The organism is Streptomyces luteireticuli (assembly GCF_041519305.1).
GTDB classification, from domain to species: domain Bacteria; phylum Actinomycetota; class Actinomycetes; order Streptomycetales; family Streptomycetaceae; genus Streptomyces; species Streptomyces luteireticuli.
This window is the reverse complement of record NZ_CP167927.1, coordinates 2287778-2299982: the sequence shown is the minus strand read 5'-3', so window position 1 is coordinate 2299982 and position 12205 is coordinate 2287778. Positions and strand designations below refer to the sequence as shown.

Sequence of the window (12205 nt, the reverse complement as noted above, 5' to 3'; positions counted from 1 at the left end):
GACGGGGGCGGCCCTTTCCGCGGTGCTCAGCCGATGGCGCGTCCGCGGCCCGTCGCCGGGACCGGCGGCGCGGTGCGCTGCGGCGGGCGGCGGCTGCCGCCGGGGGTGACCGGCGTCCGCTCCGAGCGGGGCGTGTGCGGCCGGGCCGCGGAGCGGGTCCGGCTCGCGTCCGTCCGTCCGGTCCGTGAGGCGGCGCCCACCGGTTCGCGGGCCGGGGAGGCGTCGTCGGCCGGGGCGCGCGGGCCCCACAGCCCGATCGGGGCCGTCGCCACCGCCGGTGCCAGGGCGCGCCGCTCGCGCAGCCGGGCCCAGGCGGCCAGCAGCCAGGACTCGGCCCGGTCCATCAGCGGCTCGAACCAGGGCAGGGCCAGCAGCACCAGCAGACCGGCGGTCCAGCCCAGCGTGACGTCGCTCATCCAGTGCGTACCGAGGTAGACCGTCGTCATGCCGACGCCCAGCGCCAGCATCGCCGCGATCACCGAGGCGATCCGGCGGGCCCGCGGGGTGGTGGCCAGATAGGCGAGGACGCCCCAGGTGACCACCGCGTTGGCGGTGTGGCCGGAGGGGAATATGTCGCCCCCGGCGAACATCTCGTTGGAGCCGATCTCGGTCGCGTAGTGCGGCCCGAGCCGGCCCATCCCTATCTTCGCGGCGCCCACGGTGGCGTTGAGGAGCAGCAGCGAGGTGCCCAGCACCAGCAGGGGCCGCAGCGTCCGCCGCCTGTACGCGCACCAGCCCAGCCAGGCGGCGACCGCGACGGCCGTCGGGCCGCGCTGGCCCAGCACGACGAAGTAGTCGAGGAAGGTGTGGATCCCGGGCCACTGCTTGTACGGCCGGAAGAGCATGACCTGCCAGTCGAAACGCACCGGCCAGGACGTGGTCAGCACACCGACCACGATTGCCGCGTAGACCACGGAGGTTGCCACGAAGATCCCCATGCGGGTCCGGGTCATCCGTGGTCGCGGGGGGTCGCTCGGGCGCTCCTCGGCGGGAACGAGCTCGTCGTTGGTACGCACTCAATCGACGTTACATTGCGTGATGGGAGGGTCCGGCCGATCGCGCCGATTTGTGATGACGATGTGATGTGGAATGCGTCTCAAACACGACTTTCGGCGCGTTTGATCCGGCGGGCCCGTAAGGTGGGACCGGGTAAATAAGAAACACCTAAAGGGCGGCCTGCCGGGCGGCAGTCGAGCCGTCGGCGCGCTCTTTTCCGCTTTTTTGCGAGGATGTTTATCGGGGATTGGGCGGGGTGCTCCGGAGTGTTTCCCGCCGCCCGGGGGAGGGCGGGCCGGGGCGCCCGGAGAAAATGATCATGGTGGGCCGGAGCCGTTCAGCCAGAACGCTCCGTAACCGGCCGCCCCCAGCGCCACCGCACTCGCCACCAGCACCGCCCGTGACGTGCGCAGCCGCGCCAGCGCCATGGCGAGCGGCAGCAGCAGCGGGAAGGCCGGCAGCATCAACCGCGGTTTCGAGCCGAAGTAGCCCTTCGCCGTCAGGGCCAGCAGCAGCACCGTCCCCGAGTAGACGAGCAGCGGCAGCGGCTGCCCCCGCCGCGCCCCCCGCACATACAGCCACACCACCAGCGCCACTCCCACCAGCAGCGCCAGCCCCGCCGGGAACGCCGGTCCCGCCAGCAGCTTCCCCACGAACGCCCCGAACGCCAGCCCGCCGTCGAAGCCGTTGCCCCAGCCGCCCTGGACGTCCAGATATCCGGCCGGGCTCCCGGTCCGCACCCCGACCCACACCACGTATGCCAGCCAGCCCAGCGGGGCCAGCGCCGCGCCCAGCAGCATCCGCCGCCGCGCACCGCGCTCCGGCCGGCGGCGCAGCAGGACCGCCGCCGCCGATATCCATACGGCCGCCACCACGGCCGCCCCCACCGGGCGGGTCAGCCCGGCCAGTGCCGCCAGGACGCCCGCCGCCGGCCAGCGGCCGGTCAGCACCGCGTACAGGGACCACGCCGCCAGCGCCGTGAACAGCGACTCCGAGTACGCCATCGACTGGACCACGCCCACCGGCAGGGCCGCCCACAGCACCACCAGCGCCACCCCGGCCCGCCGGCCGTGCAGCCGGTCGCCGATCGCGAAGATCCCCGCCGCCGCGAACAGCGAGGAGACCGCGCTCACCAGCAGCCCGGCATCGGCCGCCGACAGCGGCAGCACGGACGACAGCGACCGCTCCAGCCAGGGCAGCAACGGGAAGAAGGCGAGGTCGGAGTGGACCTTGCCGCCTCCCAGCGTCAGCGTGTAGCCGTAGCCGTCCTCCGCTATCCGTGCGTACCAGACCGAGTCCCAGCGCCCCGCCAGCAGATGGTGCGCGTCCTTGCCCGTCGCCAGACCCCACAGCGCGAGCACCGTGATCCCCAGCGCCCGCACCGCCGCGTAGGCCAGCAGGGCCGGGGCGGCGTGCCGCAGCGCCCCGGGTACGGGGGCGGCCCGGTCCGGGCGTATGCCGGTGCGTATGCCGGAGGGGGAGGCGAGATCGGTCACCGGCCGATTGTCCGACATCCGCCACCCCGGCCGCCAACGGCCCGTGCCGACGGCTGTGACCTGCCGGGCTGTGACCTGCCGGGATTCGCGTAACCTGGCGTCTCACTCGTCCCCCGGCACCGTTCGGCCGGGGCCCGACCCGGAGGTGGGAATGTCAGGAACGGCGACCGCCCGCCCCGGCCGTTCCGTCGGTCTTCCCCGGCAGCGACGGCGGTCCGTGCCGCCGCGGCCCGCGGAGGCGAACCGCTGGACGGTGCTCGTCGTCCTCTGCACCAGCCTGCTCCTCGTCGCCGTCGACGCCACCGTCCTGCACGTGGCCGTCCCGGCCGTCACCGAGGACCTGCGGCCCTCCGCGATCCAGCTGCTGTGGATCGTGGACGTCTACCCGCTCGTCTGCGCCTCCCTGCTGATCCTCTTCGGGACGCTCGGCGACCGGGTGGGCCGGCGGCGCGTGCTGCTCCTCGGCTACGGGCTCTTCGGGCTCGCCTCGCTGCTCGCCTCGCTCGCCACGGAGCCGGAGGTGCTGATCGCGGCCAGGGCCCTGCTCGGCGCCGGCGGCGCGATGATCATGCCCGCGACGCTCTCCATCCTCCGGCAGGTCTTCCCCGACCGGCGGGAACGGGCCCTGGCCATCGGCCTCTGGAGCGCGGTGGCCGCGGTCGGCGCGGCGGCCGGGCCGCTGCTCGGCGGGCTCCTCCTCGAACACTTCTGGTGGGGCTCGGTCTTCCTCATCAACCTCCCGCTGATGGCCGTCAGCCTGCCCGTCGGCCGCTGGCTGCTGCCCGAGTCGACCGGCGACAAGGACGGGCCGTGGGACGTGCTCGGCGCGCTCATGGCCGCGTTCGGGCTGTTCGGCGTGGTGCTGGGGGTCAAGCGGATCGGCGGGGCCGAGCCGCTGTCCCTGCTCACCCTGGTGCCGACCGCGCTCGGGATCGTCCTGCTCGTCCTGTTCGTCCGGCGGCAGCGGCGGCGCGCGCATCCGCTCGTCGACCTCGCGCTGTTCGCCCGGCCCGCCTTCGGGGTCTCCGTCGGGTGCATCGTGCTGGCGATGCTCGCGCTCGTCGGGCTGGAGCTGGTCGCCGCGCAGTACCTCCAGCTCGTGCTGGGGCTGAGCCCGCTGCAGACCGGGCTGCGGCTGCTGCCGCTCACCCTCGCCGCGATGGCCGCGGGCCTCATGGGCTCCCGCGTCCTCGCCCGCTTCGGGCCGCGCGCCATGGTCTGCTCGGGCTTCGCGCTCACGGCCCTCGCGGTCCTCTCCCTGACGGTGATGGGCCGGGAGGACCGGCCGGTCACGCTCTTCTGCGGCTTCGTCCTCCTCGGCCTCGGGCTGGAGACCACGCTCTTCGGGGCGTACGAGTCGATGCTCAGCGAGGCACCCGAGCGGGAGGCGGGCGGTGCGGCGGCGATCGGTGAGACGTCCTACCAGCTCGGGGCGGGCATCGGCATCGCCCTGCTGGGCAGCGTCATGAACGCCGCCTACGCGCCCGGGGTCACCGGCACGCCCGGCGTGCCGAGCGCGGCGTCGGCCGCGGCCGGGCACTCGCTGGGCGAGGCGTACGAGGTGGCGGAGCGGCTCGGGGGGCCGGCGGGGGAGGCGTTGCGGGTGGCGGCGCGGGATGCGTTTGTGCATGGGTTGCAGGTGACGCTGGTGGTGAGTGCGGGGTTGCTGGTGGTAGGGGCGGGGGCGGCGTTGCGGCTGCCTCGGTCGATGGATTGAGGGGCAAGATCCCCGGCCCCTGGACGGTCACGGTTACCGAGCCGTAACGTCGGGGTGCACCCCGAGCCGAGCCCCGCTCCCCGGAGGAACCCCCATGGCGCCCGCCCCGTTCGACCCCCACGACCCCCTCTCCCTCGACGAGCTCCTCGGCCCCGAGGACCGCGCCATCCGCGACACCGTCCGCCAGTGGGCGGCCGACCGCGTCCTGCCGTACGTCGCCGACTGGTACGAGCGCGGCGAGCTGCCGGGGATCCGGGAGCTCGCGCGCGAGCTCGGCGCCCTGGGCGCGCTCGGCATGTCGCTCGACGGATACGGCTGCGCGGGCGCCACCGCCGTCCAGTACGGCCTGGCCTGCCTGGAGTTGGAGGCCGCCGACTCCGGCATCAGGTCGCTGGTCTCCGTGCAGGGTTCCCTCGCCATGTACGCCATCCACCGCTTCGGTTCGGAGGAGCAGAAGCAGCGCTGGCTGCCGTCCATGGCCAAGGGCGAGACCATCGGCTGCTTCGCGCTGACCGAGCCCGACCACGGCTCGGACCCGGCCGGCATGCGGACGTACGCCAAGCGCGACGCCGGCGGCGACTGGCTGCTCACCGGCCGCAAGATGTGGATCACCAATGGGTCCGTGGCCGGCGTCGCCGTCGTCTGGGCGGGCACCGACGAGGGCATCCGGGGCTTCGTCGTCCCCACCGACAGCCCCGGCTTCTCGGCCCCGGAGATCAAGCACAAGTGGTCGCTGCGCGCCTCGGTCACCAGCGAACTGGTGATGGACGAGGTGCGGCTGCCCGCCGACGCTGTCCTGCCGGAGGCCATCGGGCTGCGCGGCCCGCTCGGCTGTCTGAGCCACGCCCGGTACGGGATCGTCTGGGGCGCGATGGGCGCCGCCCGCGCCAGCTTCGAGGCGGCCCTCGACTACGCGCGCACCCGCGAGCAGTTCGGCCGGCCCATCGGTGGCTTCCAGCTCACCCAGGCCAAACTGGCCGACATGGCCGTGGAACTGCACAAGGGCATCCTGCTCGCCCACCATCTGGGGCGGCGGATGGACGCGGGGCGGCTGAGGCCGGAACAGGTGAGCTTCGGCAAGCTCAACAACGTGCGGGAGGCGATCGAGATCTGCCGCACCGCCCGGACGATCCTCGGCGCCAACGGGATCTCGCTGGAGTACCCGGTCATGCGGCATGCGACGAACCTGGAGTCGGTGCTCACCTACGAAGGCACCGTGGAGATGCACCAGTTGGTGCTGGGGAAGGCGCTCACCGGTATCGACGCGTTCCGGTGAGCGCTTCCCGGCGCACTCCGTGAGGAGCCGTCAGCTCTGGTTGAAGAAGCCCCCGTTCACCCGCCCCGCCTCCCCGCTGACCACCTTGTAGTCGGCGGGCGTGAGGAGGAAGACGCGGTTGGCCACGCGCTCGATCGAGCCGCGCAGCCCGAAGGTGAGGCCGGCCGCGAAGTCCACGACCCGCTTGGCGTCGCTGGGCTCCATCGCGGTGAGGTTGACGATCACCGGGACGCCCTCGCGGAAGAGTTCACCGATCCCGCGGGCGTCCCGGAAACCGTCCGGGGTGACCGTGGCGATACGGGTGCCCTGCTCCTGCGCGACCTCGTCGGCGACGCGCACCCTCGGGTTGGTCACCCAGGAGTCACCGGGCTCGGGCCCCTCGGCGTACTCGTCGTCGTAGTAGCGCTCGTCGTCGCTGTCGTCGACGAGGCCAAGCCAGGCACTCGCCTTACGCACCGAACCCATGGACGCCTCCTCTCACACGCGGTGTGTTCCGCCCGCCCCTCTATGGTCGTCCATGATGCGGATGGTGTGCCAAACGGATAGGGGCCAAGCGAGGATTTCGTGACGCATCTGGTGCAAAGCAGGTGGCGGTGCGTCAGTTGCCCGATGCGAGCCCCCCGCGCTCGGCCGCGGACGGCCGGGACCGAGCCTATGGCTAGGATGCGCCAGTTGCTCGGCACCACACGGGGGCGGAATTGTTCGGAATCATCAGGCCATGTCAGCACCGCTTGTCCACGAGCATGCGTACGGAATGGCTGGCTCATCTGTGCGGTCTCTGCCTGGCGTTGAGGGCGGATTACGGACAATTCGCGCGAATTGCAACGAACTATGATGGGTTGGTGATATCCGTCCTTGTCGAGGCGCAGAGGCCTTCCCGCGCCGAGAAGAACGGCCGCCGCACGGCCGGTCCGTGTCCGTTGCGCGGGATGCGCACCGCGCCGGTGGCGACGGGGGAGGGCGCACGGCTGGCCGCGTCCGTCTCGCTCGTCCTCGCCTCCGCCAAGCTGCGCGACCATGTGGCCGACGGCGACGGCGTGCTGGCCCGGCGTCCGGTGGCCGCCGCCGCCCGAAGGATGGCCGGTGTCTGGGACCGGGCCGGTGCCCGGACCGGGGCGGACCTGGGCTTCGACACCGCGCTGCTGCTCGACGCCGTGGAGCGGCAGCCGGGCCTGGAGGCCCTGGCCGGCCCCGGCACCCCGCTGACCGCGCTCACCGAACCGACCGGGACGGCGACGGCCGCGGCCTTCGGCCACACCGCCGTCCTGGCCGGACGGCCGGAGAACCGGGCGCCCTTGGAGGAGGCGGGCCGGCTCTTCGGACGGCTCGCGCATCTGCTGGACGCCGTCGAGGACCTGGCGGACGACGCGGCGTCCGGCGCGTGGAACCCGGTCGCCGCGACGGGCGCGGACCTCGCGGAGGTCCGGCGGCTGTGCGACGACGCGGTGCACGGGGTGCGCCTGGCGCTGGACGACGTCGTGTTCGCGGACCGGGCCCAGGGGCGCCTGGCGCATCTGCTGCTCGTTCACGAACTGCCGCGCGCCGTCGACCGCGCCTTCGCGACCGGCGGCTGCGCCGTGCGCCATGACCATGGGAGGCAGGGCGCGTTCGGGCCGCCGCCGGTCATGCCGCCGCCCGCGCCGCCCACCCCGCCGCGGCGGGGCAGGCGGCGCGGACCGCTGCTGGGGTGTGCGGTGTGGACGGGGCTCCTGTGCACCTGCCAGTTGTGCTGTCGTGATCCCTTCCACGATCCGTGGAGCGGGGAGCCCAAGCAGGGGTGGTGTCACAGGTGCGACTGCGGTAGCGACTGTGATTGCAGTGGCTGTGACGGCTGTTGTGACTGCTGCAACTGTTGCAGTAACTGCTGCGACGGCGACTGTGGTTGCGGATGCGACTGCTGAGGGGAGCGGTGCGGCAGGAGTGAAGGTGCGCGGGAGGACGGGCGGGGTCAGCCCGGACAGGACGCCGACCAGACCCGGCACAGGTCGATGTGGCCCCGTGCGACCAACCGCTGCCTCAGATGCATGGGGCAAGTGGAACAGCCATCCGGTACGGCGTCAACTTCCGTCCGGCACGCGGTGAGACGCCCCTCCCACACTGCGGACAGGCTTGACAGTGTGCCGTGAACCCGGCTTAGCCTCGACGTCCGACCGTGCTGAGGGGCGCGGTCCGGACGTGAAGGCATTGCGGAGTCCCGTGTCCGATCCCGCATCCATGGAGCCCGGAGCATGCCTCCGTCCGTCGTGCTCTCCGATCCTGAAGCGGCCGACGGAGCCGCCGAGTTGACTGGCCGCCGTGCCGATGCCGGGACGATGCCGCCCCACCCCACCGCCCGACTCGCCCCCCGGGGGTCCCATGCCCGCACCCATCCGACCGCTCCACCTGGCCGTCGCCCTCGACCGGCCCGGCACCCACGAGGAGGAGCCGTACGTCCACGCCGCCCGTCTCGCCGAGCGCGGCAGATTCGACTTCGTCACCCTCGGCGACGGCACCCTCGACGACGGCGGCGCCCTCGCCGTGCTCTCCCGTATCGCCCCCGCCACCGAACGCATCGGCCTCGTGCCCACCGTCATCACCACGCGTACCGAGCCGTTCCGTGTCTCCCGCGCCGTCGCCGCCCTGGACCGGGCGAGCCGTGGCCGGGCCGGCTGGGCGATCTCCACCGCCGAGGGGGCGTGGCACGAGGCGGACGCCGTCGCCGAGGCCGTCGCCCGGCTCTGGGACGGCCGGGAGGACGACGGTGCCGGGATCCGCGACCGGTCCCCGCAGGGCCGCCCGGTCACCGTCGTCGACGCCACCGCACCGGCCTCCCGCGACACCGCCGCCCGGCACGCCGACGTCGTCCTGCTGCGGGCCGAACGCGCCCACGACCCGGCCGTGTTCCGGGCGCGGGCCGACGACCTGCGCGAGGCGGTCCGCATCCACGGCCACGGCCCGGGCGGGCACCGGCCCGTCGTCCTGGCCTCCGTTCCCGTCGCCCTGCACACCACCGCGGACGCCGTCGCCCTCGCCGACCAGGTCGCCCACTGGTACGCCACCGGCGCCGCCGACGGCTTCCACCTCCGGCCCGACGACCCCGACCGGGACCTGCCCCGGCTGACCGACGGCACCGCCGCCGTCCTCCAGCACCGCGGCCTGCTGCGCCGCTTCTACCCGGGCGCCACCCTCCGGGAGCACCTGGACCTGGCCCGCCCGGCCGACCGCCGCGCACCCGCGAAGGGGGCGACCGCATGACCGGCCGCACGCGGCACGTTCCGTACGGACCGCACCGGACCGCACCGGGTCGGACCGTCCGTGACCGCCCGGGGATCTAGGGTGACCGCCATGAGCACCACCGATGACGCACGGCAGGCGTGGAAGGAGTGGCGCGAGCGGCGCCACGAGAAGGTTTCCGCCCCCTACGGCCCGCTCGCCCTCACCGCCACGCACTGGCTGGCCGACCACCCCGACGGACGGCTGCCCGGGATCCCCGGGCACTGGACCCCCGCCCCCTCCGGCGGGGCCGTCCTCCTCACCGCCGCCGAGGAGGACGGCCTCCGCCTGGACGGCGAGCCCCGCCCCCTGGCCGGGCAGGCCCTCCTCGGTGCGGACGGCACCCCCGCGACGGCCCGGGTCGCGCTCGGCGACCGGCGGCTGCTCGTCATGCGGCGCGAAGGGCTCTGGGCGGTCCGCGACTTCGACCCCCGCTCGGCGGGGCGGCGGGCGTTCGCCGGGATCGACGCCTTCGGCTACGACGCGCGGTGGGTGCGGGAGGGGCGGTTCCGCCCGTACGACCGGGGGACGCGGACGGTGGCCGTCGAGAACGCGGACGGGAAGGAACGGGGGTTGAGCGTCGCCGGTGAACTCTCCTTCACGCTGGGCGGGGAGTCGCATGTGCTGCAGGCGGGGGCGGAGGGGGACGGGTCGTTGTGGGTCGTCTTCGCGGACGCGACGAGCGGGGTGTCGAGCTATCGGTTCCGCTTTCTGTATCCGTCGGCGCCGGACGGGGAGGGGAGGGTGGTGGTGGACTTCAACCGGGCGCTGCTGCCGCCGTGCGCGTTCGCGGACCACTTCATCTGTCCGTTCCCGCCGGCGGGGAATGGGTTGCCGGTGGGGGTGGAGGCGGGGGAGCGGTTTGCGTTGACGCGGTGAGGGGGTGTTTGCCCCTGGCCCGCCCTTTCACCGTTTCTTCCGGGGGCTCCGCCCCCTCGGCCCGGCACCGCGCTGCCGCGCGGTGGGGCGGGGCTCCGCCCCTGCGCCCCTGCTTCCGGGGCTCCGCCCCTGGCCCCCTTGTCGCGGCTCCGCCGCTCGTCCTCAAACGCCGGACGGGCTGGATCGGCGCGCCCGCGCCTGAAATCTCGCGCTTGAAATCCGGCCCGGGCGCGCACTCCAGCCCGTCCGGCGTTTGAGGACAGCGCCCGCAGGGCGCTTCGGGGCCAGGGGCGCAGCCCCAAGCGGGGGTCAGGGGGCGAAGCCCCCGGTCAACGCGGCGCAGCCGCGTTACGGGCCCGGGGCGCAGCCCCGGAGGAAACGGTGAAAGGGCGGGACCGGGGCACAACACCCCCCGAGACTCCCCCGCCGCCACCCCAACTCCCCGTCCGAAAACGCCCCTTGCGCCCCCGTCACCCACCCCCGAATACTCCCGGAACACCGGACAAGCCTTTGTCAGGAGCACGCCCAAAACGGAACGCGCACCACCCCTTCCCCCCACCACCACCACCCGAGAGGACCTCGCGTGAGGATCAAGCGACGCACCTCCCTCGCCGCCCTCGTCTCCACCCTCCTCGCCGCCACCGCCGCCCTCGGCACCGGGTCGGCCGCCGATGCCGCCCCGGCGGCGGACGCCGCCGCGCAACGGGCCGGCGCCGCCGTGCAGAACGCCGACGTCGCCGGCACCGCCTGGGTCGTGGACGAGTCCACCCACACCCTCGTCGTCACCGCCGACCGGACCGTCGGCGCCGCCGGCATCGAGAAGATCAGACGCGCCGCGGGGAACGACGCGGATGCGATACGCATCGAGCGCACCTCCGGCACCCTCCGCCCGCTGATCTCCGGCGGCGACGCGATCTACGCGCCCAACTGGCGCTGCTCGGCAGGGTTCAACGTCCGCAAGGGCAACACCTACTACTTCGTGACCGCCGGCCACTGCACCCAGGGCAAGCCGCCCTATTACGCCAACTCCGGCCACACCACGTCCATCGGCCCCACCACGGGCACCAACTTCCCCGGCTCCGACTACGGCATCGTCCAGTACACCAACGGCTCGCTGCCCCACCCCAGCGCCGTCAACCTCTACAACGGCGGCTCCCAGCGCATCACCTCCGCGGGCACGCCCTCCGTCGGGCAGAGCGTCCAGCGCAGCGGCTCGACGACCGGGCTGCACGGCGGCAAGGTCACGGGCCTCAACGCCACGGTCAACTACGGCAGCGGCCAGATCGTCCGCGGACTGATCCAGACCAACGTCTGCGCCGAGCCCGGTGACAGCGGCGGAGCGCTTTTCTCCGGTTCCACGGCCCTCGGCCTGACCTCCGGCGGCAGCGGCAACTGCCGTACGGGCGGGACGACCTTCTTCCAGCCCGTCGTCCCGGCGCTCAAGGCGTACGGCGTCAACGTCTTCTAGGACGCGCCGCCCTCCCGTAGGGCCCGGCAGAGGGCTCGACCCCGTGCCCGCGGAGGCATACCGTGGACATATCACCTGTCGTGGGACACAGGGGGCCGTGATGGTCGAAGACCTCGTGGTGGCGGCCGTGGCCGCGGCGTCCGCCGGTGCGATGTACCTGATGGCGGCGGCCCGGGTGGTCAAGCAGTACGAGCGCGGTGTGGTGCTGCGACTGGGACGGCTGCGTCCCGAGGTGCGCCAGCCGGGATTCACCATGATCATTCCGGGTGTCGACCGGCTCCGCAAGGTGAACATGCAGATCGTCACCATGCCGGTGCCGGCCCAGGAGGGCATAACCCGCGACAACGTCACCGTGCGCGTGGACGCGGTCGTCTACTTCAAGGTCGTCAACGCGCCCGAGGCGATCATCGCGGTCGAGGACTACCGCTTCGCGGTCTCGCAGATGGCCCAGACGTCGCTGCGTTCGATCATCGGCAAGAGCGATCTGGACGACCTGCTGTCCAACCGGGAGAAGCTCAACCAGGGCCTGGAGCTGATGCTCGACAGCCCGGCCATCGGCTGGGGCGTCCAGATCGACCGCGTCGAGATCAAGGACGTCTCGTTGCCGGAGACGATGAAGCGGTCGATGTCGCGGCAGGCGGAGGCGGAGCGGGAGCGGCGGGCGCGGGTGATCAACGCGGATGCGGAGCTGCTGGCGTCGAAGAAGCTGGCGGAGGCGGCGGCGACGATGTCGGAGCAGCCGTCCGCTCTGCAGCTGCGGCTGCTCCAGACGATCGTCGCCGTCGCGGCGGAGAAGAACTCGACGTTGGTGCTGCCGTTCCCGGTGGAGCTGTTGCGCTTCCTGGAGCGGGCGGAGGCGCCGGGGCGGGAGAGGCCGGAGGCGGGTGGGTCGGTGGGGTGAGGTGTTGTGCCCCGGTCCCGCCCTTTCACCGTTTCTTCCGGGGCTGCGCCCCGGGCCCGTAACGCGGCTGCGCCGCGTTGACCGGGGGCTTCGCCCCCTGGACCCCGCTCGGTTGCGCCCGTCGGGCCCTGACCGGGGCTGCGCCCCTGGGCCCCTGCCCGGTTACGCCCGCTAGGCCCCGACCGGGGCTGCGCCCCTGGCCCCCGAAGCGCCCTCCGGG

General features: G+C 73.3%; 10 protein-coding genes. 7 read left to right on the top strand and 3 right to left on the bottom strand.

The features are described 5' to 3' along the window. Nucleotides 1-26: 26 nt before the first annotated feature. Nucleotides 27-1016: a phosphatase PAP2 family protein gene (locus tag AB8735_RS09570; RefSeq protein WP_372406643.1), complete on the bottom strand. Its 990-nt coding sequence runs from the start codon at nt 1014-1016 to the stop codon at nt 27-29. A gap of 297 nt (nt 1017-1313) precedes the next feature. Continuing rightward, entirely contained in the window at nt 1314-2492 is a 1179-nt protein-coding gene (locus tag AB8735_RS09565; protein WP_372406641.1) for a hypothetical protein, read from the bottom strand. 151 nt (nt 2493-2643) lie between these two features. Between AB8735_RS09565 and AB8735_RS09560 the strand changes: the two genes are divergently transcribed. Further along, nucleotides 2644-4209: an MFS transporter gene (locus tag AB8735_RS09560; protein ID WP_344023856.1), complete on the top strand. Its 1566-nt coding sequence runs from the start codon at nt 2644-2646 to the stop codon at nt 4207-4209. A 94-nt stretch (nt 4210-4303) separates the two neighbouring features. After that, nucleotides 4304-5485, top strand: a complete 1182-nt coding sequence (locus tag AB8735_RS09555; protein ID WP_372406640.1) for an acyl-CoA dehydrogenase family protein — start codon at nt 4304-4306, stop codon at nt 5483-5485. 30 nt (nt 5486-5515) lie between these two features. Here AB8735_RS09555 and AB8735_RS09550 read toward each other — a convergent pair whose 3' ends face one another. After that, nucleotides 5516-5950 carry a cell division protein SepF gene (locus AB8735_RS09550; protein WP_344023859.1) on the bottom strand — a complete coding sequence of 145 codons (435 nt, stop codon included), beginning with the start codon at nt 5948-5950 and terminating at the stop codon, nt 5516-5518. Between the two features lie 233 nt (nt 5951-6183). Here AB8735_RS09550 and AB8735_RS09545 point away from each other — a divergent pair, with 233 nt between their 5' ends. The 5 genes from AB8735_RS09545 (at nt 6184) to AB8735_RS09525 (ending at nt 11985) form a co-directional block, all read left to right on the top strand. Continuing rightward, nucleotides 6184-7386 carry a DUF5685 family protein gene (locus AB8735_RS09545; RefSeq protein ID WP_372406639.1) on the top strand — a complete coding sequence of 401 codons (1203 nt, stop codon included), beginning with the start codon at nt 6184-6186 and terminating at the stop codon, nt 7384-7386. A gap of 454 nt (nt 7387-7840) precedes the next feature. Next, complete coding sequence (locus AB8735_RS09540; RefSeq protein WP_372406637.1) at nt 7841-8719, top strand: LLM class flavin-dependent oxidoreductase; 879 nt, start codon at nt 7841-7843, stop codon at nt 8717-8719. Between the two features lie 90 nt (nt 8720-8809). After that, the gene (locus tag AB8735_RS09535) at nt 8810-9616 is read left to right on the top strand and encodes a DUF1684 domain-containing protein (protein ID WP_372406636.1); all 807 of its coding nucleotides are present in this window, start codon (nt 8810-8812) and stop codon (nt 9614-9616) included. Between the two features lie 583 nt (nt 9617-10199). Beyond that, nucleotides 10200-11084 carry a S1 family peptidase gene (locus tag AB8735_RS09530; protein WP_372406634.1) on the top strand — a complete coding sequence of 295 codons (885 nt, stop codon included), beginning with the start codon at nt 10200-10202 and terminating at the stop codon, nt 11082-11084. 100 nt (nt 11085-11184) lie between these two features. Then, the gene (locus tag AB8735_RS09525; protein ID WP_344023936.1) at nt 11185-11985 is read left to right on the top strand and encodes a slipin family protein; all 801 of its coding nucleotides are present in this window, start codon (nt 11185-11187) and stop codon (nt 11983-11985) included. Nucleotides 11986-12205: the final 220 nt, after the last annotated feature.